The sequence below is a fragment of the Halomonas profundus genome (genome assembly GCF_020865425.1).
GTDB lineage: Bacteria > Pseudomonadota > Gammaproteobacteria > Pseudomonadales > Halomonadaceae > Vreelandella > Vreelandella titanicae.
Window position 1 is genome coordinate 441,187 of record NZ_CP086344.1, and the last position, 24,612, is coordinate 465,798.

Here is a 24,612-nt window from a genome sequence, read left to right on the forward strand (position 1 = left end):
TAAGCAGAATCGTCGTGGAAGTGTACCTGGATGGCGGGGGACTGCGCGCAATAAAGCACGAAATGTAGCGTTTTAGTGTCGAAAACAGTGTTCGATGTAAGGTATCCTATCTTATCCCTTGCTCCCGCTAAAGCGCAGTGAGGCTTCCTTCTTGTTTGCCGTTGACCTTAAGAGATTGCCATGGCCCGTCCTAGACAGCATGCGCCCGATGCCCTCCATGCGCAGGTCATGCACGCTTGTGATGAGTGGTTGGCTGAGCAGCCAGTCCATGGTCTCTCACTGCGTGCCCTGGCCAGAGAGGTCGGCTGTGCCCCCAGCACCCTATTGAAGCTATATGGCAGCTTCAATAATTTATTGCAGCACGTCAATGTGGAAACGTTGGCGCGTTTACAGCACACCATTACCAGCCTGATCGACGATGACCCTGAGCCATGGCTACGTTCGCTGGCGCGTGCCTACTGGCGGTTCGCCGAGCAGGATTGTTACCGCTGGCAACTGCTGTTTGATTACCCGCTGGCCCAAGAAGGCGAGCTTGATCAGCGCCAGAGCGATTTGATCGAAGCGCTGTTTACCCAAGTGGAAGCGTCGCTTAAATCCTACCAGCCAGCGCTGGATGATCTCGAAGCCCGCCGTTTGGGGCGCACGCTGTGGGGCAGCGTGCATGGGTTAGTCCAGCTAGGGCTTAATGAGCGATTGGGCTATTGGCAGGGTCAGCAATTAAAAGTAGATGAGCTGCTGGATCAACTGATGAGCACCATTCTGGCGGGCCTACGCCATCGTGAGGCGGCGACGTGAGTGGGTGGGTCAATGCGGCTCGCCAGGCACTGCGCTGGTTGATTTTTGTCTCAATGCGCCTCTGCTACCGGCTACAGGTGCATGGGCGTGAGCATATCCCCAAGCAGGGGGCCGCGCTGGTGGTGTGTAACCATGTCAGTTTTATGGATGCCTTGGTGTTAGGCGGTGCCAGCCCCCGACCGCTGCGCTTTGTGATGGATCAACCGATTTTTGACTCGCCTTGGCTTAAATGGTGGTTTCAGCTGGTTGGCGCAATCCCTATTGAGTCTGAACGACGCAGCCCCGGCGCCCTGAGGCGCGCTCTGGATGACGTGAGCTCAGCGCTGCGCCAGGGGCAGGTTGTGATGGTCTTTCCTGAAGGGCGATTGACCCCTGATGGCGAAATTCACGCCTTTCGGCGTGGCCTAGAGGCTATTCTCGCCAGGGACGATGTGCCGGTGGTTCCGGCAGGGTTAGCAGGCTTGTGGGGGTCGTGGACATCTCACCATGATGGCAAGGCGCTAAAGAAGTGCCCTAAGCGTTTTCGGGCGCCGGTGAGCCTGCACTTTGGGCCCCCGCTCAACCGTCTGGACGCCGATGACATAGCGCTGCGGCGGTTTCTCGAAGCGCGGGTTAGGGCGCTAAAGGCAGCGGCTGATCAGGATCTGGCCAACCGCCATTAACTCGCTTATCACTGATTAGCGGCGTGGCGTCCGCAGCTTTTGCCAGCAGCGCGCCGAGGTAATGAGATTATCGCGGATCTCCAGAATCTCCATGCGCATATTGCCGATCTGTAGGCATGCTGGGCCTTCTGGGAAAGCTTCAAGATGCTCAAGAATCAATCCATTGAGCGTTTTGGGGCCATCGGTAGGCAGTTGCCAGCCGAGCATCTTGTTAATCTCACGAATATTGGCGGTGCCTTCAATCACATGGCTACCGTCATCCTGCTGGTGAATCTCTTCATCTTCAGAGACATCGGTGGTGAACTCGCCCACGATCTCTTCCAGAATATCTTCCAGGGTGACCAAGCCCTCTACGTCGCCGTACTCATCCACCACAATGCCGATGCGCCGTTTCTGCTTTTGAAAGTTGAGCAGTTGGGTATGGAGCGGTGTGGACTCAGGAATAAAGTAGGGCTCCCGTGCCTCTTGAACAATCGATGCCTTGGTAACTTCGTCCCGGGAGAGAAAGCGTGCCGCGTTGCGCAGATGCAGCATGCCGATAATATTATTGATATCACCTTTATAAACCGGTAGCCGGGTATGCTGGCTGGTGCGAATCTGGGTCAAAATATCTTCGAGCGAATCATCCAGGTCGATACCCAGCACTTCGTGGCGTGGCACCATGATGTCGTTCACGGTGACGTTCTCAAGATCGAGAATAGATAGCAGCATTGCCCGGTGGCGGTAGGGGATCAGCGTGCCCGCTTCGTGAACCACCGTGCGCAGCTCATCACGGGTCAGGCTATCGCCCCCGTTATCAACGCTTTTAACGCCCACCAACCGGAGCAGGCCGTTAGACATCACGTTAACCAGCCATACGAGCGGGTAAAGCAGCTTTAGCAGTGGCTCAAGGGCGTAGGAGGTCGGGTAGGCGATCCGCTCGGGTTTAATCGCGGCGTAGGTCTTCGGCGTTACTTCGGCAAAAATAAGAATCGTGATGGTCAACAGAGCAGTAGAGATTGCAGGCCCAGATACGTCGCCGAAGAAGTGAATGGCGATAATGGTCGCAATTGAGGCCGCCAGGTTGTTGACGAAGTTGTTGCCGATCAGGATAACGCCAATCAGGCGGTCTGGGCGGGTGAGCAGGCGCATGACCCGTTTGGCTCTGCGGTCACCGCTGTTGGCTTGATGGCTCAAGCGGTAGCGGTTAATCGACATCATGCCGGTTTCAGAGCTGGAGAAAAACGCAGAAAGCAGTATCAGTAAGGCTAGCAGGCCGAACAGTAACCCCAGGGGGAAGTCGTCGCTCAAGTCGAAAAGTCCTTTGTGGCGGATTAGGCTCGATTTGTAGAAGGTAGCGAGTAGTGTGTCAAGACAACCAAAGGCGTGGTAACGCCCGCGGTAGCGGTTGAGCCGCTATCGATTGAGTACAACCTCAAGTACGAACTTACTGCCAAAGTAGGCCAGCACCAGCAGGCCGCAACCGCCCAGTGTCCAGCGCACGGCACGCATGCCGCGCCAACCAAAGCGATAACGACCAACCAACAGGGTCGTGAAGATTATCCAGGCCAGTAGCGAGAGTACGGTTTTGTGTGCCAAGTGCTGGGCAAAGAAATTGTCCAGGAAAATAAGCCCGCTCGCGATGGAGAGCGTCAGCAGGAGAATGCCCGCCCACACCAGTTCAAAAAGTACCCGCTCCATCGTGGTCAGCGGCGGTAGCGACTGCACAATGCCGCGAATATGATGGTGGCGCAGCGCCTGGTTCTGTAGGCCGACCAGCACCGCTTGGACGGCGGCAATCGCCAGCACGGCAAACGCCAGCGCTGAACTTATCGCATGCAATAAAATGCCCGGTGTAAGCCCGGTATGGCCGCCCTGATTCGGCAGCCACGTGGCGGCGAGTAGTGCAATACCCGCCAGCGGGAAGAGTGCAATCCCGGCGTTAAGCACCGGTTTAAAAAGGCTGGCAACTAGCACGACGTTGACCGCAACCGCCATCAGCAATGTGGCGCTGGTGGTAAAGCCGGGCAGTAGGCCAGGGGATTGGCCGACTAATTTGACCACCACAGGAATGTGCAGCAGTAAGCCCAGCACAGCGAGCAGGCGCACCATGCCCTGGCGAGGCGGCACACGCCGGAACAGCGTCATGCCTTGCCAAATGGCAGCGGCAACATAAAGAACAAAAGCAATCGTGGCGAAAGGTAGCGCCTGCATGATGCTATCCGTGCGCCTTGCAGCGCGTTGCGGTGAATAAATAAACGAATTAAGTGTGATTACGACGAGAATCTATCCAACTACTATAACTAATCCAAGCGGCGTCGCCCAGCGGGGTAAACGCATGAAAATAGTTAAAGACTCGGAGTAAGTAAGTGGGATTGCTAATCCTCTCCCATGGAGACTCAAAGCGTGAGCGCGTATAATCTTTTTACTAATTAGTCCAGGGCGTGCGCGCCGACGGCAGTGACGGAGGCAGAGAGGCCCCATGTTCCAGAATCTAAGTGAGCGTCTTTCCCAGACGTTGAAGTCGATCAAGGGTCAGGCTCGCCTGACCGACGACAATATTAAAGATACCCTGCGCGAAGTACGCCGCGCACTGCTTGAGGCCGACGTAGCACTGCCGGTCATCAAGGAGTTTATTGAGCGCGTGCGCGAGCGGGCGGTCGGGCAGGAAGTATCCAAAAGCCTGTCGCCAGGCCAGCAGTTCGTCAAAATCGTCCAGCAAGAGCTGGAAGCGATTATGGGCGAAGCCAACGACGGCTTTGTGCTTAAGGGGTCCCCCGCCGTTGTATTGATGGCCGGCCTACAGGGTGCGGGTAAAACCACCTCTGTGGCCAAACTGGCCCGCTACCTGCGCGAACGCGAGAAGAAGAAGGTCTTGGTAGTGTCTGCCGACGTTTATCGCCCGGCAGCGATCGATCAGCTCGAAACCCTGGCCAAAGAAGTCGAAGTGGACTTCTTCCCCTCGCGCTCTGACCAGCAGCCGGTGGCGATTGCCGAAGCGGCCATCAAGCACGCCAAGATCCAGTTTCACGATGTGGTGCTGATTGATACCGCCGGTCGACTGGCGATTGATGAAGCCATGATGGCGGAGATCCAGGCACTGCATAAAGCGGTCTCGCCTCAGGAAACGCTGTTTGTCGTCGACGCCATGACCGGCCAGGACGCTGCCAATACCGCCAAGGCGTTCAGCGAAACGCTGCCGCTAACCGGTGTGATTCTGACCAAAGCGGACGGTGATGCTCGCGGCGGTGCGGCGCTGTCTGTGCGTCACATTACCGGTAAACCGATCAAATTTATGGGTGTCGGTGAAAAAGTCGACGCCCTGGAGCCGTTCCACCCAGACCGAGTCGCCTCGCGCATCCTGGGGATGGGCGACATGCTGTCGCTGATCGAGGAAGCCGAGCGCACCGTCGATAAGTCCAAAGCCGAGAAGTTGGCCAAAAAGGTCAAGAAGGGTGATGGCTTTGACCTGGAAGATTTTCGCGATCAGCTCCAGCAGCTCAAGAAGATGGGCGGTATGGGTGGCCTAATGGGCAAGTTGCCGGGTATGGGGCAGATGGCTGAGATGGCTCAAGGCCCTGGTCCCGAGAAAGAGCTGGGCAAGTTGGAAGCACTAATTAATTCCATGACGCCTAAAGAGCGCCGCAAGCCCGACATTATCAATGGCTCGCGCAAGCGCCGCATTGCCTCGGGGGCCGGTCTGCAAGTGCCTGACCTCAATCGCCTGCTTAAGCAGCATAAGCAGATGCAGAAAATGATGAAGAAAGCAGGCCAGAAGGGCGGCATGCAGAAAATGATGCGTGGCATGTCCGGCATGATGGGTGGCGGCGGCCCAGGTGGGCCCGGTGGAATGGGCGGCCCCGGTGGATTGCCGCGGCGCTAAGACGCCAATAGTAACGTACTGATGCGCTTGGTGAGGTTGACGACCTATCAGTTTTCTGGCTGTCAGGCTTTCCAAGCCGGGCGCATTTGCGTAGAATGCGGCCTCTTCATGCGTGGGTGCTGCCCAAATACGTCAAAACGTAGCAGTAGCAGCGCTCAATGAAGGCCTTAATGGTGTTAAAAAAGGTCATGCAAGCCGCTTTATGTGGTCGTGTGCCAGTTTAGCGCCAAGAAAACAGCACGACGAGTGTTCCGATAGCGGTTAGCGCTATAAACACACTCTCGTAACCTCAACCGAAGGATAGTTATCGTATGGTTACCATTCGTTTGGCCCGTGGTGGCGCCAAGAAGCGTCCCTTTTACCACCTGACCGTTACCGACTCGCGTAACGCTCGCGACGGTCGTTTCATCGAGCGTATCGGCTTCTTCAACCCGGTTGCCCGTGGTCAGGAAGAGCGTCTGCGCGTTGACCTAGACCGCGTTGTTCACTGGCAGAGCCAAGGCGCCCAGCTGTCTGGTCGTGTTGCTGAGCTGGTAAAAGAAGCACGCAAACAGGCCTAAGCCTGATTTTGAGTCTTGTTGTCTGGGACTTATTGTGTGAGAAAGTGAGTGCTGGGTAGCTGAGGTCGTCGATGACGCGTTTTGAAATAAGCCAAACTGACGACACGCATGTGGTGCTAGGCAAGCTGACTAGCCCTTATGGGGTGAAAGGTTGGCTCAAGGTGTACTCCTACACTAGCCCAATGGACAGCATTCTTGAATACCCGGAATGGTGGGTGCGCCAAGGTGAAACCCTGAAGCGCATAAGCATTGTTCAAGGGCGTCGGCAGGGCAAAGGACTTGTGGTGCAGCTTGAAGGGGTCGATGACCGTAGTGCGGCGGAAGCATTAGCCCAAACGGATATCTTGATGCCCAAAGAGGCGCTGCCTGAGCTTTCCGACGATGAGTATTATTGGCATGAGCTTGAAGGCATGGCGGTCTTCACTCAGGCCGGCGAACGGCTAGGACGGGTAAGCTACCTGTTTGAAACCGGCGCCAACGATGTCATGGTGGTTCGCGGCGATTCAGAGTCAATCGACAAGCGCGAGCGACTGCTGCCATTTTTGCCAGACGACGTCATTATCGAAATCAGTTCCCAAGAGGGCCGTATGGTCGTCGATTGGGATCCTGAGTTTTGACCAAACTTATGAACAGTTTGAGCAATGATGCATCTACCGACTCAACCGAGTTGGATAGTGGCAACGCGCCGGAAACGGCGAGCGAAGCAGCAGTGCCTGCAATGTGGATTGGTGTAGTGTCGTTGTTTCCTGAGATGTTCGACGCGCTCACGCAACAGGGTGTGGTCGGCAGAGCGGTAGAAAAACAGCGTATTGCACTGGAGTTTTGGAACCCGCGGGATTATGCCACTGACCGCCACCGCAGCGTCGATGACCGCCCCTATGGTGGTGGTCCAGGCATGTTGATGAAAGTCGACACCCTGCGCGCAGCGATCTTTGCCGCCCGGGAACGGGCGCAGAAAGCCACCGGCTTAGTGCCGACGGTGATCTACCTCTCGCCCCAGGGGCGTAAGCTGGATCAGCAGGGCGTTCAAGCACTGGCTTCCGCCGGGCCTTTAGTGGTCGTGGCAGGGCGCTATGAAGGCATTGATGAACGCGTGGTGGAGAGTGACATCGATGAAGAGTGGTCGATTGGCGACTATGTGTTGAGCGGCGGTGAGCTGCCAGCGATGGTGCTGATTGATGCAGCGGCAAGGCTGATTCCCGGTGTACTGGGTCATCAGGATTCCGCTATCGAAGACTCGTTTAATGACGGCCTGTTAGACTGCCCGCACTATACCCGTCCAGAAGTCATCGACGGGCGCCAAGTGCCGGATGTGCTGTTAAGCGGTAATCATGCAGCCATCAAGCGCTGGCGGTTAAAGCAGTCACTCGGGCGTACATGGCAGCGTCGTCCAGACCTGTTGGAAGGGCGGCCGTTAGATGCCGAACAGCGTAAGCTGTTGAACGAGTTTATCGAGGAACACGCTCTGTCAGCTAAAACTGAGTAGGCCAGAGCGGCGGTGCAGGGCGTATGCGCACCTGTGTCACCCATAACGACTCCCGCGTAGCTCGTTTCGAGCGCCGGGATCACGGCTTCCGCCACCCATGATTGAGCGGTCAAGCCAACACGTTATTCAGGAGTATGATGATGAGCAGTAAAAGCAAAGTGATCCAGGCGATCGAATCTGAGCAAATGGGCAAAGAAATTCCTCCCTTTGCCCCCGGTGACACCATTGTCGTTCAGGTAAAAGTAAAAGAAGGTACTCGCGAGCGTCTGCAGGCGTTTGAAGGTGTAGTCATCGGTAAGCGTAACCGTGGCCTGAACTCCGCTTTCACCGTGCGTAAAATTTCTCACGGCGTTGGCGTTGAGCGTACCTTCCAGACCTACAGCCCGCTGGTTGACTCTATCGAAGTCAAACGTCGCGGTGACGTGCGTCAAGCCAAGCTTTACTACCTGCGCGAGCGCAGTGGTCGTTCTGCACGTATCAAGGAAAAGCTGGCTTAAACGCCACTGCTCCTCGGGCGCACGCTGTTCTCGAACAGGCGTCGCGCCCGGATACCAAGACCCCGTCACCGCTTTGCGGGGCGGGGTTTTGTTTATCCGCTCAACAAAAGCGGCTTGAGGTGACTAACGTATGAGCGTTATCGATGCATTTTTAGATGCTCTCTGGCTTGAGCAGGGCGCCAGCGATCATACGTTAGCCGCCTATCGGCGTGATTTAACCGCCTGGCAGAGCCACCTGGAGAGCCACGGTGAAGCCCTTCTGGCGCCGCCGCCGGAGCGCCTCAGTGAGTGGCTGGCCAGTCGCCGGGAGGAGGGGTATCAACTGCGCAGTAATGCCCGGCTGCTGTCGACGCTGCGCAGCTTCTACCGTTGGGGGCGTTTAAACAACCAAGTGGAAAGTGACCCACTGACTGATATCAAACTACCGCGGGTCATACCCGGCTTGCCTAATACCTTGGAAGAGGACGAGGTTGAGCGCCTACTCTTGGCGCCGGATACGGAGACTCCTTTGGGGGTTCGTGACCGTGCCATGCTGGAGCTGCTGTACGCCTGTGGCTTACGGGTATCAGAGCTGGTAGGGCTCACTGGTGATGCGGTCAATCTGCGCCAAAACGTGGTTAGGGTGCGTGGTAAAGGCGATAAAGACCGCTTGGTTCCCATGGGCGAAGAGGCCGCAGATTGGCTGGCGCACTATATGCAGACTGCACGGTTGGCGCTGATGAGCGACCCAACACGCCCCGCGCTGTTTCCTGGGCGGGGTGACAAAGCGATGACCCGGCAAACGTTTTGGCACCGGATTAAGGTGCATGCCATAACGGCAGGGATTACCCGGCCACTGTCGCCCCATACGCTTCGCCATGCATTTGCCACCCATTTATTGAATCATGGGGCCAATTTGCGGGTCGTACAGCTGCTGCTGGGTCATAGCGATCTGTCGACGACCCAAATTTATACCCATGTAGCCCAGGCGCGCTTGGAAAGCCTACATGCTGAACATCACCCACGAGGTTGAATTGATGATGCGTCAACGCCGTTTTGTAACACTACCTTTACTGACACCTTCCTCAATGCTGGCGTGTTTGCTAACTGCCAGCCTGCTACCTTCCGCTGCACAGGCTGACGACGTGGCAGATCGTTTGGCTGAATCACTTAGCGTCAATGGCCAGTCGATGCCCGTGGAAGTGGTCACCGAAACGCCTATGGATGGCGTTTATCACGTGCGGTTGGAGAACGGCGAATCTTTCTACTCCAATGCAGACGGCAGCCACTTCCTGGTCGGTGACCTATATGAAAATGCACCCGACGGGTTGGTCAACTTAACCGAGCAAGAGCAGAACCAAGAGCGTGCAGATGCGCTAGCGGCAGTACCTGAGAGTGAGCTAGTGATCTTCCGCGGTGCCGAAGAACCGAAAGCAACAGTGACGGTATTTACCGATCCTACTTGCCCCTATTGCGCGCGGTTACACGACACCATTCCGGAGTTGAATGAGCGTGGTATCGCCATTCACTATATGGCCTTTCCCCGTGCGGGTATGGGCAGCCAGGCTGCCACCATGCTGCAGCAGGTGTGGTGCTCGGATAATCGCAGTGAAGCGATGACTCAAGCCAAAGAGGGCGAGACTATTTCCAGCGCAGCAGACTGCGACAATCCTGTGGCGGGGCAGTATGATCTGGGTAAGGCGCTGGGTGTACAGGGCACGCCAGCAATTATTTTGCCCAATGGGCAACTGGTGCCGGGCTTTGTGCCCCCCGAGCGGCTCTTTGCCATGTTAGGCTTAGATGACGAATGACGTCACATTGAAAGATAATACAAAGCGCTGAGGCACGGTCTTTAAGATCGAATTCAAAACCGTAATTAAGGCCAGCACCACCAGGTGCACAACACGAAAGGGGAAGTATTTTGAAACCGGTAAGAGTAGGTATTTGTGGTCTAGGTACTGTCGGTGGCGGCACCTTTAACGTATTGACTCGCAACGCTGATGATATTGCGCGTCGTGCTGGCCGCCCTATTGTGATTGAGCAGGTTGCTCACCGCAGTATTCATCCTGACTGCGATATTACCGGCATCAATGCCACCTCCGATGTGTTTGAAGTCGCGACCAACCCCAATGTGGATGTCCTGGTGGAGCTCGTTGGCGGTTACGATATCGCCCGCGAGCTGGTGCTCACCGCCATTGAAAACGGCAAGCACGTGGTCACCGCCAACAAGGCGCTGATTGCGGTGCACGGCAACGAAATCTTCAAAGCCGCTCACGAAAAGGGCGTCATCGTAGCATTCGAAGCTGCAGTCGCAGGCGGCATCCCGGTGATCAAATCGCTGCGCGAAGGCTTGGGTGCCAACCGCATTGAATGGGTAGCGGGGATTATCAACGGCACCGGCAACTATATTCTTACCCATATGCGCGATGAAGGCCGCGCCTTTGAGGACGTGCTCGCGGAAGCTCAAGCGCTAGGCTACGCCGAATCTGACCCCACCTTTGACGTGGAAGGTATCGATGCGGCACACAAACTGACGATTTTGGCCTCGATTGCCTACGGCGTGCCGCTGCAGTTCGAGAAAGCCTTCACCGAAGGCATTTCACGGATTACTGCGGAAGACGTCGAGCAAGCCGACAACCTTGGCTACGTGATCAAGCACCTGGGTATCTCCAAGCGTACCGATCAAGGCCTGGAACTGCGGGTTCACCCCACGCTGATTCCTAAAGAGCGCCTGCTGGCCAATGTTCATGGCGTAAAAAATGCTATTGCAGTAATGGGCGACGCGGTAGGGCCGACGCTCTACTACGGCGCTGGCGCCGGCGCCGAGCCGACTGCATCAGCGGTGGTGGCCGATTTACTCGACGTGGCGCGGGATATCTCCACCGAGCACCGCTACCGGGTGCCGTACCTGGCGTTTAGCGGCATCGACGAAGATGTCAGCCAACTGCCCATCATGCCGATGGAAGATATCATCACGGCCTACTACCTGCGCCTGCTGGCGGTGGATCGCCCCGGCGTGTTGGCGCGGGTGGCCACGATTCTATCTGAGCAGGGCATCTCGATCGAGGCACTGATTCAGAAAGAGGCGACCGAAGGCGAGCTGGTGCCGATCATTCTGCTCACACACCGTACTAAAGAGAAGCAGATGAACGCAGCGATTCGCGAAATCGAATCCATGGCCGATATTGCGGGCCCCGTCACGCGTATTCGCGTGGAAAGCTTGAGTGAAGGGGAGTAAGCCTAGATGCGCTATATCAGCACGCGCGGGCAGGCGCCCGCGCTCTCCTTTGAAGAAGTGGTGCTCACCGGTATGGCCAGCGACGGCGGCCTCTATGTGCCGGAAACAATGCCTGTGTTCTCCCGGGAAGAGCTGGCCGACATGGCCGGGCTCTCCTATGCGGAAATCGCCTTTAGGGTGATGAAGCCGTTTGTGAACGGTGAGATCGACGACGAGACCTTCCGCAACATCGTGACCGAGGCCTACGCGACCTTTAATCACGACGCCGTGCTGCCGCTCAAACAGCTGGATGCCAATCACTTCCTGCTTGAGCAGTTCCACGGCCCGACCCTGGCATTTAAAGACGTAGCGCTACAGCTGCTCGGCCGCCTGCTCGACCACTTCCTGAAAAAGCGTGGCGAGCGTGCGGTGATCATGGGTGCGACCTCTGGCGATACCGGCTCGGCGGCGATTGAAGGCTGTCGCCACTGCGACAACCTGGATATCTTTATCCTGCACCCGCACAACCGGGTCTCGGAAGTACAGCGCCGACAAATGACCTCGGTGCTGGCCAATAACGTCTTCAATATTGCCATCGAAGGCAATTTCGATGACGCCCAGGCGATGGTCAAGGCCAGCTTTGCCGATCAGTCGTTCCTCAACGGTACTCGCTTGGTCGCGGTGAACTCGATCAACTGGGCGCGCATTATGGCGCAGATCGTTTACTACATCGCCTCCGGCGTTGCGCTGGGTGCGCCGCACCGTGAAGTGAGCTTCTGCGTGCCGTCGGCTAACTTCGGCAACGTGTTTGCTGGTTATATGGCCTACAAAATGGGCCTGCCGGTGAAGCAGTTCATCATCGCCACCAACGCCAACGACATTCTGCACCGCACGCTGGCCGCCAATGACTTCTCCAAAAAAGAGCTAGCGGCTACTTTAGCGCCCTCCATGGATATCGTTGTGTCATCTAACTTTGAGCGCCTGTTGTTTGACGCCTACGACCGCGATGGCTTGGCCGTGGCGGCGCTGCTTGAGCGCTTCCAGCAGGAACCCACGGCGCTGGCCGATGCGCCGCTGGCCAAGCTGCGCGAGAAGTTCTCCAGCTACAGCGTGGACGATGCGACGATTCTGGAAGTGATCCGCGACGCCCATAAACGCACTGGTGAAATGCTCGACCCGCACACCGCCACCGGCTATCGTGCTGCCGAGCGTGCCCGGGCAGATCAGTCAACGCCAATGATTACCCTCGCCACTGCGCACCCGGCTAAATTCGCCGAGGCCGTTGTGAAGGCGGGCTTCCTGGGCGTGCCACTGCCGCCGCATATGGAAGACCTGATTGAGCGCGAAGAGCGCTACACAGTGCTCCCTGCGGAACTTGCCGCCGTGCAGCAGTACGTTGCGGAAAACCGGCGTTGACGTATTAATGGCCTCAGTGACTGATTTACCCCATCGCACGCTGTCGTCTAGCAAGGCCGGGCCGCGCCTAGAGCCTCGTCCAGTGGATGAGGCGCTTTATGCCCGCGCTCAGGCGGAAGGCCTAAGCGAACTGCAGGCGCGTTTGCTGGCCTCGCGCTTGCCGGGCTACAGCGGTGAGTTGCTACCGTTAATAGCACCTAGCCTGCGTTATTTGGCCCACCCGGAGAAACTGGCCGACGGTCGCCGCGCCGCCGAACGTATCGCTCAGGCGGTGGCAGAGGGTGAGGCCATCGGCATTCTCACCGACTACGACGTGGATGGCATTACCTCCCACGTGGTGATTAGGCGCACGCTGGTGGAGCTGTTTGGGGTGCCAGAGGGCAAGCTACATAGCCTGATTGGCCACCGTATTCACGACGGCTATGGGATTAGCCTACCGCTGGTAGAGCGCACCTTGGCTCAAAAGCCGTTTCCCACCCTGGTGATTACCGCCGATTGTGGTAGCTCTGATGAGCCGCGTATCGCGCGATTAAAAGCGGCAGGTATCGACGTGGTAGTCAGCGACCACCACGCCCTGCCCAGTGAGGGGCCGCCAAGCTCGGCATTCGCCTGTGTTAACCCTACCCGTGATGACTGTGAGTATCCCGACAAAACCATCGCTGGCTGTATGGTGGCGTGGCTGTTGATGTCACTCGCCCGCGGCGTGCTGATTGAGTGGGGGGCGCTATCAGAGTCGACGCCCAAGCTGTCGCCCTGGCTCTCCTACGTAGCTTTGGGCACCGTGGCTGACTGTGTCTCCCTAGGCGGTAGCCCCGCCAACCGCGCGGTGGTCAATCAAGGGTTAAAACTGATCAATCGTATGGATGCGGCGTGCTGGCGCGCTATGGCCACGCGCTTAGGCGCTGACAGTGTGCCGTTTAACGCCGAGACGTTAGCGTTTCAGATGGGGCCGCGTATCAATGCCCGCTCGCGGCTGGACGACCCCTACGCGGCGCTGCACTTTATGCTGGCCGAGAACGATGGGGTCGCCAATCGCCAGCTCGACGTGCTGGATCAGGATAACCAGTCCCGCAAAGCGATTGAGGCTGATATGGCCGCCGAGGCGCGCACTCTTGCCACAGCAGCTCTGGACGCCGATGAGCCCGCCGTGGTGGTGCTGCTTGAAGACGGGCACCCCGGCGTACAGGGTATCGTCGCCTCGCGATTGGTGCAGGCCTACGGGCGCCCGGCGCTGGTGCTAACACAAGCCTCGGCACCGGGTATGCTAACCGGCTCCGGCCGCTCGATTGATGGGCTGCACCTGCGTGATGCCCTACAGCGCACCTTTGAGCTTGCTCCCCAGGCGTTACCGCGCTTTGGCGGCCATAGTGGTGCGGCAGGCGTAGGTGTGCCACGGGATCAGCTTGACGCCTTTAAAGCGGCTTTCTTGAGGGCCGTAGGCGAACAGCTGGAGGGACGAACGCTCTATCCGCGCCTATGGACGGATGGCGAGCTCTCCACGGCACAGCTTTCGCTGACCACCTTGCAAGAGATAGAAACCCTTGGGCCCTACGGGCGGGAGTTTGATCCGCCGCTGTTTGAAGGCCGCTTTATTGTCGAGGCGCTGCGCCCGGTGGGTGCTGACGGCGCGCACCTGATGCTGGAACTTTCCACTGGCCCGGTGACCTGCAAAGCCATCTGGTTTCGTGCCTTAACGCCAGGGGAACTGCCTGGGTTTAACGTGGGGGATACACTGCACTGTGCTTATAAGCTTAACCGTAACCGCTGGCGCGGCCGCGAGACGCTGCAGTTGATGGTCGAGCACGCCAGCCCAATTTAAGCTGTACATTGCATCATCTACTGGCAACTTAAGTAAGGACGCCCCATGCGCGTGGAAGATTTACCCAAGGATCAGCATCGCCCCTATGAAGATATGATGGCGATGCTGCTGGGCACGTTCTTTGTCGCGCTGGGAGTGACCTTTTACACCCATGCGGTGCTATTGACCGGCAGTACGGCAGGCTTAGCGCTGCTGTTGAGCTACATCACCAGCAGCATTACCGGCTGGGGCTTTGGAGTGTACTTTTTTGCCATTAACCTGCCGTTTTACTACTTGGCGGTGAAGCGGATGGGGTGGAGTTTTACCCTACGCACCTTTGCCGCCATCGGCTTAGTATCGCTGTTTTCAGAGTTAACCCAAGGCTGGGTGCAATTTGCCAACGTGCCCTCGATCTACGCCGCCTTGATGGGCGGCGCGCTGATGGGCATTGGTATGCTGATGCTGTTTCGCCACCGTACCAGCCTGGGCGGTATCAATATCCTCGCGCTCTACTTGCAGGATAAACACGGCCTGCGCGCAGGCTATGTTCAACTGGCCATTGATGGCGTTATCCTGCTGGTAGCCCTGACCCAACTACCGTTGGACCGCGTGGGCTATTCGGTACTAGGGGCGCTGACGCTCAACCTGATTATCGCCCTGAACCATAAGCCAGGGCGATATATTGGAGTGAGCTAAAAACGTTTAGCCAAGCCAGAACCACCACACGATCAGTGCAATGAGCCCCAGGCCTGCCAAGTTGATCAATAAGCTCATGAGGCGTCCTCCTGGCTGGTTTTCCATAGCCGCAAGCGGTTGGCGTTACTCACCACGGTGATGGAAGAGAGTGACATGGCAGCGCCCGCTATCATCGGTGAGAGCAGCATACCGGTTAGCGGGTAGAGCACCCCCGCCGCGATAGGAATACACAGCAGGTTGTAGCCAAAGGCGCCCACCAGGTTCTGTTTGATATTGCGCAGCGTGGCGCGGCTGATCTCTATCGCTGACGCCACCCCGTGCAGCGAGCCGCGCATTAGCGTGATGCCCGCGCTCTCAATCGCCACATCGGTGCCTTGGCCAATGGCAAAGCCTACGTTCGCCCGGGCCAGCGCCGGGGCATCATTGATGCCATCGCCCACCATGCCAACGATTTCTCCCGCCTTTTGACGGCGCTCGATCTCAGCGTGCTTGTCCTCGGGTAGCAGGCCTGCGCGGTACTCATCAATACCCACTTCCTGAGCAATGGCCTTGGCGGTGTGCTCGTTATCGCCGGTTAACATGACAATCGTTAAGCCGTCTTTTTGCAGGCGCTTGATCGCGGCCACGGTGTCGTGGCGAAGCGGGTCGCTGATGCCAAACAGGGCGGCCAGTTTGCCATCCACCGCCAAGTACACCAGCGTGCGAGCCTGCTCTTCTAGGGCGCGTGCTTGCTCTTCACCCGCCTTGAGATCCACCCCTACCTCGCTCAATAGACGTGCATTGCCCAGCAGCAGCGCTTTGCCGTCGGCGGTTTGGGCTTTTACTCCGCCACCGGTCACGCTGTCGAAACCATTAATCTCGGCAGGGTTAGCCTCGTGTTCATCCGCGTAGGTCATTAACGCCGCCGCCAATGGGTGCTCGGAGCTGCGTTCCAGCGCGTGCACCAATGCCAGCGCGGTGGATTGCTCTACGCCAAACATCTGCGCATCAGTGACGCTGGGCTTGCCCTGGGTGAGCGTGCCGGTTTTATCGACTACTAGCGTGGTCAGCTTGCTAGCGGTTTGCAGCGCCTCGCCGCTGCGTACCAGCACCCCATGCTCTGCCGCTTTACCGACGCCGATCATGGTCGAGATCGGCGTCGCCAGACCCAGCGCGCAGGGACAGGCAATAATCAGCACGGTGGTCGCCGTCACCAGCATATGGATCACCTGGGGAGCGGGCCCTAGGTTGAACCACACCAGGGCCGTCAATACGGCAATGATCATTACCGCAGGCACAAAAACGCTGGAGACCTGGTCGGCTAGCTCGCCAATCGGTGGACGCGAGTTTTGAGCGCTCGCTACCTGTTCGGTAATCTGCCCCAGGCGAGTGTCGGTGCCCACCCGCGTGGCGCGATAGATCAAGCCGCCTTTGCCATTCACCGTGCCAGCGCTGACTTCATCTCCCGCGCTTTTGGCGATGGGGAGTGGCTCGCCGGTAAGCATCGACTCATCGATATGGCTTTGGCCTTCAACGACGTCTCCATCCACCGGTAAACGCTCGCCGGGGCGTACTCGTACGTGGTCGCCAGCGCGCACCGCATCAATCTCAATCTCCTGCTCGTGACCGTCGCGAATCACCCGCGCTGTTCGGCTCTGTAGATCAAGCAGGCGCTTTAGCGCATCGCTGGTGCGGCCCCGGGCACGTAGCTCCATGGCATTGCCGAGTAGAATCAGCCCGATCACCATGGCTGAGGCTTCAAAATAGATCCCCTGAGCGACTTCTGGCAGCCACGGCGCAAACAGCACCACGGCCATGGAGTAGAGCCAGGCGGTGCCGGTGCCCATGGCCACCAGGGTATCCATATTGGCTTGGCGATGCTTAAACTGCTTCCAGGCGTTGACGAAAAAGTGGCGTCCTGGGAAGGCCAAAATACCCAAGGTTAACAAGCCGATCACCAGCCAGTAGAGACGCCCCATGCCCATCGGGTGGGGATGGAAAAAAAGCATGCTGAGCATCAGCGGAATCGCCAGTGCCAGCGAGATCGCGCTGCCGCGCAGCCGTTTTTGGTAAGTCTTGGCATCCTGCTCTGCACGAGTGCGTTCTGCTTCCCGCATATCCACAATCGGTTCGGCGCCATAGCCAGCTGACTCAACGGCGGCGATTAACGCTTGGGTCTTTGCACTGCCAAACACCTGGGCGGAGTGGGTGCCAAAATTGACGCTGGCGGTGTCGACTCCCTCAGTTCGCTCTAGTGCTTTCTGCACGCTCTTAACGCAGCTGGCGCAGGTCATCCCGCTAATCGCCAGACGCTGCTTTTTACCTTGGCCTTGGGAGGGGGGACTTGCAGCCTTTTCAGCCTTAGCGGGTGGCGTGGTATCTGGTTGCTTAGTTGCTCCGTCTGGGGCTGCTTCCTCCAGCGCTGCTTCACCGGGCGGGTAGCCCGCCTCGGTCAAGCGTTGATCAAGCTCGGCGTCGGTTAGCGATGAAACAACCTCTAGGCGTTTTTCGCTAGGCGTGCCGATCACTTCGGCACTTGGGTCACCGTTTTGTACTGCCTCGCGCATACGCTTGACGCAGCCCTGGCAATTCATGCCAGGAATAGTTCGCGTGGTGACTCCATTGGCAGGGCTCACGTTTGAGGCGGCTTCGGTAGAGGCGTCGCTCATGGGGTCTCCTTGGTAGGCGTGGCGTCAGGAAAACTCTCAATCAGGCGGCACACGCTGTGGCCGTCGGGGGAGCCGTTGGGCATTTGCTGCCAGCTCTCCATGGCCTGTTCCATTCGTTCGGCTAGCGCTTCCAGCTCGGCAATACGTGCGCGGATTTGCGGCAGGCGGCTGGCGAGTAAGTCGCGTACCAGTGGGCAGGGAGAGTCGCCTTGGTCGGCGTGGGTCAAAATGTCGCGAATCTCAGCCACGCTAAAACCTAATTTGCGCGCCCGCTGAATAAAACGCAGCCGCTCTAAGTCGGTATCCGAAAATAGCTGATAGCCGTTATCCGGGTGGCGCTGAGGAGCAAGTAGCCGCTCACGAGCGTAGTGACGCACGGTCTCAGCGGTAACACCGCCCCGTTTGGCAAGCTCAGTAACTTTCATGGCCTGTTCTCCCGACCGGTGAAATAGTGGTTATTTAGTGTAGAACCTATGGGTAACCCATAGGTCAAGGCCTCTTGGCTCAGTAAGCTGAAATGACTAAAACACTGATTTAAAACGACCGTGCGACTAATGTATAAGCCAAAAATAAAATAAAACGAACGTTTGCCCTTGAACCTTTGGCTCAGTTGCGAGAAAACAGTCATGTAAAAATAAAGAGGGTGGATCGTCGGTATCCACTGGATCATCGGGAAGAGAGGCCCACTATGAATAATAAATTTAATAAGCTCACCCTGGCTGCTGCCATTACGGCCGCTTTTGCCAGCCAAGCCCACGCGGGCGGGTATCAAATTAACGAGCAGAGCGTGAGTGGGCAGGGCTATGGCCATGCCGGGCGAAGCTCTAACATCCATGATGCAACCATTGTGTACGGTAACCCAGCGGGTATGTCGTTTTTAGACCGTGCCCAGGTGACCGTTGGTGGCACGTATCTAAACGTGAATACTGACATCTCTAATGTCGAAGCTTCTCGCTATATCGACTCCGGGGTCGCGCTTGGTGGCGCGCCAAATGGCAATCAGATTCCCGTTGGTAGTATCCCCGGTGGGAATGATGGCGATATGGTGCCGGGGACGCCGATCCCCTTTGCGTTTTATGCGCACCCGGTGACCGACCAACTTGCATTCGGGTTTGGGGTGTATGCACCCTTTGGCTCAAAAACCGATTATGAAGATGATTTCCAGGGTCGCTACTTTGGCGACTACACCGAAGTCAAGGTGGTCAGTGCACAGCCGACGGTTTCTTACCGCTTTAATGACCAGTGGTCAGTAGGCGCGGGGATTACTTACAACCGTGTGGAAGGCGAACTACGCCGACAAGTACCCAGTGAGGCCACCTTTAACCCAGATGCCGACATCGACTCGCGGGTTGATGGTGACGACGAAGCGTGGGGCTATAACTTAGGCGTAATCTATCGTCCAGTACCTGAAACCACCCTGGGGCTGACTTACCGCTCGAAAGTAGACTACACCTTGGAAGGTGATTTTAGCGCTACTGATCCCCTGGGTAATGTCGTTCGCTCAGATACTGCTAGCCTGGATTTGACCACCCCTGAGACGGTTAACTTCTCGCTTACCCAGCAAATGACTGACCGTCTCAAGCTGATGTTCGGTGCATCCTGGGTGCGTTGGAGCCACTTTGATCAAATTTTGGTTACCGGCAGCCAAGGCGATACGATTACCCAAGAGTTTCAGAACTATTCAAACGCCTGGGCGTTTGCCACTGGCGGCGAGTACCAGTTAACCAAGACATTGGCGCTTCGTGCTGGGGTTACGTTAGACATGACGCCGACCAATGATGAGGATCGTAGCGTACGTATTCCTTCCGATGATCGGCGTATTTTCTCGCTGGGGGCAGGATGGAGCCCAACGCCTGACCTGACTGTCGATGTTGCCTACTCCTATCTGTCAGAGCGCGGCACCTTTGTTGAGCAGGATCGTAGCGACCTGCTGGCCAGCCAGGCCACGGGTGGCCAGCCGGTTGGCGGGGCCTCCTACTCAGCCGACTACAAAAACGAAGCTCACGGTTTTGGTGCTCAGTTAACCTATCGCTTTTAAGCCCTAAAGAGCCAAACCCCAATGAAACCCGGCGCATGCCGGGTTTTTTATTGCCTAGTGGCAGGCCATTGGATGCGGGGCGTGTCGGCTTTCGTTACACTATGCGCTTTTCTGATCGATACACCTCTGTACGATCCGAGTAGACCAAGCTAGGGCGATCCCATGTTGGAAACCAATCCGATTCACAACCAGCTCAAGGACCTGTCTGAGCGGACAGACGTTCTTAGGGGGTATCTTTGACTATGCCGAGAAGAAAGATCGGCTAGAAGAGGTCACCCGCGAACTGGAAGACCCCAATGTCTGGAACGATCCAGACTACGCGCAGAAGTTAGGCAAAGAGCGCGCCTCCCTCGAAGCCATAGTGGCCACCATTGATGAACTTGAGCAGGGCCTTGGCGATAGCCGGGATCTGCTAGAGCTTGCAGAAATGGAAGAGGATGAAGGCACCGTCGAAGAAGTGTGCAAAGAGCTGGACAGCATGCAGGCGGCGTTAGAAAAGCTTGAGTTTCGGCGCATGTTCTCCGGTGAAATGGATCAGAACAACGCCTACCTGGAAATTCAGTCCGGCTCTGGTGGCACCGAAGCTCAGGATTGGGCCAATATTTTACTGCGCATGTATCTGCGCTGGGCGGAGAGTCACGGCTTCAAAGCCGATATCACCGAAATCTCTGCTGGCGAAGTGGCGGGCATTAAGTCGGCCACAGTGCATATCCAAGGCGATTACGCTTTCGGCTGGCTGCGTACTGAAACCGGCGTGCACCGCCTAGTGCGTAAAAGCCCGTTTGATTCCGGTGGTCGTCGGCATACTTCGTTTGCCTCGGTATTCCTGTCCCCGGAAATTGACGACAGTTTCGAGGTAGAGATTAATCCCTCGGACTTGCGCGTCGATACCTACCGCTCCAGCGGCGCGGGCGGTCAGCACGTAAACACCACCGATTCGGCCGTGCGGATTACCCACGAGCCGACCGGTATCGTGGTGGCCTGCCAGGGGCAACGCAGCCAGCACGCCAACCGCGATTTTGCCATGAAGCAGTTGAAAGCGCGGTTGTGGGAACACGAGATGCAAAAGCGCAACGCCGCCAAGCAGGAGGCCGAGGACTCCAAGGCTGACATCGGCTGGGGAAGCCAGATTCGCTCTTACGTGCTGGATGATCAGCGCATCAAGGATTTGCGCACCAGCGTGCAGTCCAGCAACTGCGATAAAGTGCTCGACGGGGATATTGATCAATTTATCGTCGCCAGCTTGAAGCAAGGTTTGTAATTTTTTTAGCGTTTGAACATGAACAGGGTGCCCCATGGCTAACCAAGACGCGTCTCCTGCAGACAACGAAAACCACCTGATCGCCGAGCGCCGTGCCAAGTTGACTGCTCGCCGTGAGCGCGCCGCTGAGCAGGGAAAGAGTGCGTTTCCCAATGATTTTCGCCGCGACAGCCTAACCGTCGAGCTGCAAAATGCCTTCGGCGATAAAGACAAGGCCGAGCTTGAAGCGCTGGATCACCACGCCGCTGTGGCGGGTCGTGTGATGCGTCAACGTGGCCCCTTCATCGTCATTCAAGATGTGGCCGGGCAAATCCAGCTCTACGTGGATAAAAAGGGCCTGCCCGCCGACGTGCTGGAAGACGTTAAAAGCTGGGATATCGGTGACATCGTCGCTGCCCACGGGCCGGTGCATAAATCCGGCAAGGGCGATCTGTACGTGATGATGAAAGAGGCGCAGCTGCTCACCAAGAGCCTGCGCCCGCTGCCGGACAAGTTTCACGGCCTCACCGATATGGAAGCCCGCTATCGCCAGCGCTATGTGGATCTGATCATGAATCCGCAGTCGCGCAAGGTGTTTGAAACCCGCGCAGCGGTCATCAGCTCCATGCGCCGCTTCTTTGAAGCGCGTGGTTTTATGGAAGTAGAGACACCGATGCTCCAGCCGATCCCCGGCGGAGCGGCGGCTCGGCCGTTCATTACCCACCACAATGCGCTGGATATCGACATGTATCTGCGTATTGCGCCAGAGCTTTACCTCAAGCGTCTGGTGGTGGGCGGTTTTGAGAAAGTGTTCGAGATTAACCGCAACTTCCGCAACGAAGGGTTATCAACGCGCCACAACCCAGAGTTCACCATGGTGGAGTTCTACTGGGCCTATGCGGATTACCGCGACCTGCTGGATATGACCGAAGCGATGCTGCGCACCGCCGCTGAAGAAGTGCTCGGTAACTCAGTGATTGAGTATCAGGGCGCGAGCTACGATTTCGGCAAACCTTTTGCCCGCTTAACGCTACGTCAGGCGATTCTTGATCATGGAGACGGCATTGCCGACAGCGATTTGGATTCGCTGGAAGCGGCGCGGGCAACCGCCGAGAAACTGGGCATCAAGGTCAAAGAGAGCTGGGGCCTGGGCAAGGTGCAAACGGAGATATTCGAAGAGGTTGCCGAGCATAAGCTCGACCAGCCGACCTTTATCACCGAATACCCGGCTGAAGTGAGTCCGCTTGCCCGGCGTAATGACGCCAATCCCTTCGTTACTGACCGCTTTGAGTTCTTTGTCGGTGGTCGCGAAATCGCCAATGGTTTCTCGGAGCTTAACGACGCAGAAGATCAGGCGGAGCGCTTCCGTGCCCAGTCCGCGGAAAAAGATGCCGGTGACCTGGAAGCAATGTACTACGATGCAGATTACGTGCGTGCTTTGGAGTACGGCATGCCGCCCACCGCGGGCGAAGGCATCGGTATTGACCGCTTGGTGATGCTGTTCACCGACAGCGCATCGATTCGCGATGTGTTGCTGTTCCCGGCGATGCGCCCTGAAGTGGACTAACACGCTACGATAACGGATGAAAAGTTGGTAAGGGCGCGTTATAGCGCCCATAATGGTCAACGTTTCGACGGCGAGGAGAATCCCATGAAACTGCTTAACCGCTCCGCACTGAGCGTCAGGCCGACCCAGCCCTTTGTGGACTGGATCAACGCGCTGGAACCCACCATGGGAGACGACGACCTGACCCTGGACGACGTCGAACGTGAAAGTACCATTTACCTGATTCCAGAGATGGATACCCCGGAAGCGCTGGAAACTTTTGTGCGCGACCGCTACGTGGAAATTCTCGAGACTGAGCTGCGCGCTTGGGAAGAGGACGAACGGCAGTGGCCGGATAAACTCGACTGGGCATTGTTCCAGGAGTTTGTGCGCGTCGAGCACAGCTACCTGGCCATTGATCTAGACGACGAAACGGCGCTGGAAATCTCAGAAGTCGATGATGCGTTACTGCTCGATAGTGAGCAGGACTAGCCGTTAGCGTGCTAGTATTTAGGCAAGCCTAGTACTACGTAAGCCCAGTGTTTGCCTGCGCGTTTGGCTGGTAACAGCCCGCTAGTGCACTGTGAAATGCCACACTGTTAAATAGCGCACTTCGAAACCGGCTTAGGCCGGTTTCATCGTTTTTAACGCTGTGTCTTTAGACGCAGTGTCTTTAATCGTTTCGCGTTGGCCGTTTCGTTTAAGATCTCTCCTGCCTAGGAACGCTTGCATGCGACTGTTTGAAACCCGCCCCGGCGACGATGGCCTGCCTGGGCCTGAACGCGCCCTTGCTGTGCTAGCGCTGGTGACCGGTACCTTGATGGCGGTGGTCGATACCACCATGATCAACCTGGCGCTGCCCACTATTGCCGCCGACTTGAATGTGTCGGCATCCCGAGCGGTATGGATTACCAACCTGTTTCAGGTTGTTTGTGCGGCTTTTTTGCTCGTGTTTGCGGGCATTAGTGAATTGATCACACGTCGCAGGCTCTACCTGTTTGGACTGGCCACCTTTGTCGCTGCCGCGCTAGGGGCAGCACTATCACGCAATTTAGAAACGTTGCTGGTGTTTCGTGCCTTTCAGGGGCTAGGTGCTGCGGCCACACTATCGATTGGACCATCGCTCTATCGAGCCATTTTCCCCTCACGCCTATTAGGCAGTGCCCTTGGCTTGAGTGCCTTGGTGGTGGCCGGTGGCTACGCGGCAGGGCCCACGCTGAGTGGGGTAATTCTGTCCTTTGCCGACTGGCCCTGGCTGTTTGCGCTGAATGTGCCGCTGGGTCTCTGCTCGTTGTGGCTCGCCAAGCGTGCGTTGCCCCGAGAAGAGCCACGCAAAGGCAGTTTTGATGTGGCTGGGGCGCTACTCTCGATCGTTATGCTGGCCAGCTTCTTTATTGCCATGGACGCCGTGAGCCACGCCGCGCCGATTTGGCAAAGCGGCGGCTGGGTACTGTTGGCAGTATTGGCCTGTGCTGGGTTTATTGCGCGTCAGCGTCGTGCGCCGTATCCACTGTTGCCGCTTAGCGTGTTTGCCGAGCTGCGCTTTACACTGGCGGTATCGGCCTCTGGGCTTGCCTTTATAGGTCAGGGCCTTACGTTTGTAGCGCTGTCGTTTTTCTACCAGGAGCAGATGGGTTTTTCGCCACTGGAAACCGCTTGGCTGTTCACTCCTTGGCCACTGGCCATCATGTTCGTTGGCCCTGTAGCGGGGCGCTTAGCCGACCGTATTAATCCCAGTATTCTCTCCAGCGCGGGGCTTGGCCTACTTATCATTGGCCTGATTGCGCTGGCGCTGGTCGATGAGTCGACCGGCGTGGCGGGAAGTCTATGGCGCACTGCGCTATGCGGTATTGGTTTTGGCCTGTTCCAGCCACCCAACAATCGCGAAATGATGGGTAGTCTGCCACCGGAGCGCAGTTCCAACGTCTCTGGCGTCATGAGCACCACGCGTACCGTCGGGCAGTCGTTTGGCGTGGCCTTAGTCGGTGCTGCATTGGCGCTAGGCTGGCCGGTACAGGTAACGCTCTGGCTGGGGGCGGCGACCACGCTGCTGGCGCTCTTGGCAAGCGTGGCGCGTATGCCGCTGGCAAGGCGTGCGTTACACGCTCGACGGGCATCGTCTGCGGGCCAGTAAGCGCGTACAATAAAATGGTTTGTGATCTCTCAAGGAGA

General features: G+C 57.2%; 22 protein-coding genes. 18 read left to right on the plus strand and 4 right to left on the minus strand.

Annotated features, from left to right (window positions below; genetic code table 11):
* Positions 1-180 precede the first annotated feature (180 nt).
* Together LMS44_RS02105 and LMS44_RS02110 are read left to right on the plus strand one after the other, a co-directional pair.
* Positions 181-795 (plus strand): TetR/AcrR family transcriptional regulator, encoded by a 615-nt coding sequence (locus LMS44_RS02105; RefSeq protein ID WP_027957733.1) that lies wholly within the window; start codon positions 181-183, stop codon positions 793-795.
* Positions 796-848: 53 nt separating this feature from the next.
* Positions 849-1,457: a 1-acyl-sn-glycerol-3-phosphate acyltransferase gene (locus LMS44_RS02110; RefSeq protein ID WP_217920682.1), complete on the plus strand. Its 609-nt coding sequence runs from the start codon at positions 849-851 to the stop codon at positions 1,455-1,457.
* Between the two features lie 15 nt (positions 1,458-1,472).
* Here the strand turns inward: LMS44_RS02110 and LMS44_RS02115 are convergent, their stop codons facing one another.
* Entirely contained in the window at positions 1,473-2,747 is a 1,275-nt protein-coding gene (locus LMS44_RS02115; protein WP_138800378.1) for an HlyC/CorC family transporter, read from the minus strand.
* Between the two features lie 105 nt (positions 2,748-2,852).
* Positions 2,853-3,650, minus strand: coding sequence for a cytochrome C assembly family protein (locus LMS44_RS02120; protein WP_278370511.1), 798 nt, complete (start codon positions 3,648-3,650; stop codon positions 2,853-2,855).
* Positions 3,651-3,918: 268 nt separating this feature from the next.
* On the opposite strand from LMS44_RS02120, the gene ffh reads away from it, so the two are divergent.
* From ffh to LMS44_RS02175, 11 genes are all read left to right on the plus strand, one after another.
* The gene (gene ffh / locus LMS44_RS02125) at positions 3,919-5,319 is read left to right on the plus strand and encodes a signal recognition particle protein (RefSeq protein WP_278370512.1); all 1,401 of its coding nucleotides are present in this window, start codon (positions 3,919-3,921) and stop codon (positions 5,317-5,319) included.
* A 311-nt stretch (positions 5,320-5,630) separates the two neighbouring features.
* Positions 5,631-5,879, plus strand: coding sequence for a 30S ribosomal protein S16 (rpsP, locus tag LMS44_RS02130; protein WP_007111767.1), 249 nt, complete (start codon positions 5,631-5,633; stop codon positions 5,877-5,879).
* A gap of 71 nt (positions 5,880-5,950) precedes the next feature.
* Positions 5,951-6,496 (plus strand): ribosome maturation factor RimM, encoded by a 546-nt coding sequence (rimM, locus tag LMS44_RS02135; RefSeq protein ID WP_071695240.1) that lies wholly within the window; start codon positions 5,951-5,953, stop codon positions 6,494-6,496.
* Between the two features lie 101 nt (positions 6,497-6,597).
* Entirely contained in the window at positions 6,598-7,365 is a 768-nt protein-coding gene (trmD, locus tag LMS44_RS02140; protein WP_027957737.1) for a tRNA (guanosine(37)-N1)-methyltransferase TrmD, read from the plus strand.
* Between the two features lie 140 nt (positions 7,366-7,505).
* Complete coding sequence (gene rplS, locus LMS44_RS02145) at positions 7,506-7,862, plus strand: 50S ribosomal protein L19 (protein ID WP_027957738.1); 357 nt, start codon at positions 7,506-7,508, stop codon at positions 7,860-7,862.
* Between the two features lie 130 nt (positions 7,863-7,992).
* Positions 7,993-8,874 (plus strand): site-specific tyrosine recombinase XerD, encoded by an 882-nt coding sequence (gene xerD / locus LMS44_RS02150; RefSeq protein ID WP_009288267.1) that lies wholly within the window; start codon positions 7,993-7,995, stop codon positions 8,872-8,874.
* Positions 8,849-9,652: a DsbC family protein gene (locus LMS44_RS02155; protein WP_039860374.1), complete on the plus strand. Its 804-nt coding sequence runs from the start codon at positions 8,849-8,851 to the stop codon at positions 9,650-9,652. The genes xerD and LMS44_RS02155 overlap by 26 nt, the downstream gene beginning before the upstream one ends.
* Before the next feature lie 110 nt (positions 9,653-9,762).
* Entirely contained in the window at positions 9,763-11,079 is a 1,317-nt protein-coding gene (locus tag LMS44_RS02160; protein WP_009288268.1) for a homoserine dehydrogenase, read from the plus strand.
* Positions 11,080-11,085: 6 nt separating this feature from the next.
* Positions 11,086-12,474 carry a threonine synthase gene (thrC, locus tag LMS44_RS02165; protein WP_278370513.1) on the plus strand — a complete coding sequence of 463 codons (1,389 nt, stop codon included), beginning with the start codon at positions 11,086-11,088 and terminating at the stop codon, positions 12,472-12,474.
* Positions 12,475-12,481: 7 nt separating this feature from the next.
* Positions 12,482-14,293 (plus strand): single-stranded-DNA-specific exonuclease RecJ, encoded by a 1,812-nt coding sequence (locus LMS44_RS02170; protein ID WP_278370514.1) that lies wholly within the window; start codon positions 12,482-12,484, stop codon positions 14,291-14,293.
* 45 nt (positions 14,294-14,338) lie between these two features.
* Positions 14,339-14,968, plus strand: coding sequence for a YitT family protein (locus LMS44_RS02175; RefSeq protein ID WP_022520226.1), 630 nt, complete (start codon positions 14,339-14,341; stop codon positions 14,966-14,968).
* A 74-nt stretch (positions 14,969-15,042) separates the two neighbouring features.
* Here the strand turns inward: LMS44_RS02175 and LMS44_RS02180 are convergent, their stop codons facing one another.
* Both LMS44_RS02180 and LMS44_RS02185 read right to left on the minus strand, forming a co-directional pair.
* Positions 15,043-17,616, minus strand: coding sequence for a heavy metal translocating P-type ATPase (locus tag LMS44_RS02180; RefSeq protein WP_022520225.1), 2,574 nt, complete (start codon positions 17,614-17,616; stop codon positions 15,043-15,045).
* The gene (locus tag LMS44_RS02185; protein WP_022520224.1) at positions 17,613-18,041 is read right to left on the minus strand and encodes a MerR family transcriptional regulator; all 429 of its coding nucleotides are present in this window, start codon (positions 18,039-18,041) and stop codon (positions 17,613-17,615) included. Before LMS44_RS02185 ends, LMS44_RS02180 begins: the two co-directional genes overlap by 4 nt.
* Before the next feature lie 263 nt (positions 18,042-18,304).
* On the opposite strand from LMS44_RS02185, the gene LMS44_RS02190 reads away from it, so the two are divergent.
* From LMS44_RS02190 to LMS44_RS02210, 5 genes are all read left to right on the plus strand, one after another.
* Positions 18,305-19,654: an OmpP1/FadL family transporter gene (locus tag LMS44_RS02190; RefSeq protein WP_022520223.1), complete on the plus strand. Its 1,350-nt coding sequence runs from the start codon at positions 18,305-18,307 to the stop codon at positions 19,652-19,654.
* A 162-nt stretch (positions 19,655-19,816) separates the two neighbouring features.
* A protein-coding gene (gene prfB, locus LMS44_RS02195; protein WP_138800386.1) for a peptide chain release factor 2 occupies positions 19,817-20,915 on the plus strand; the annotation gives its coding sequence in 2 pieces (ribosomal slippage) (positions 19,817-19,891 and positions 19,893-20,915; 1,098 coding nt in all).
* A 34-nt stretch (positions 20,916-20,949) separates the two neighbouring features.
* The gene (gene lysS, locus LMS44_RS02200) at positions 20,950-22,461 is read left to right on the plus strand and encodes a lysine--tRNA ligase (protein ID WP_022520221.1); all 1,512 of its coding nucleotides are present in this window, start codon (positions 20,950-20,952) and stop codon (positions 22,459-22,461) included.
* Positions 22,462-22,545: 84 nt separating this feature from the next.
* Complete coding sequence (locus LMS44_RS02205) at positions 22,546-22,932, plus strand: hypothetical protein (RefSeq protein ID WP_022520220.1); 387 nt, start codon at positions 22,546-22,548, stop codon at positions 22,930-22,932.
* Between the two features lie 238 nt (positions 22,933-23,170).
* Positions 23,171-24,574 (plus strand): MFS transporter, encoded by a 1,404-nt coding sequence (locus tag LMS44_RS02210; protein WP_022520219.1) that lies wholly within the window; start codon positions 23,171-23,173, stop codon positions 24,572-24,574.
* Positions 24,575-24,612: the final 38 nt, after the last annotated feature.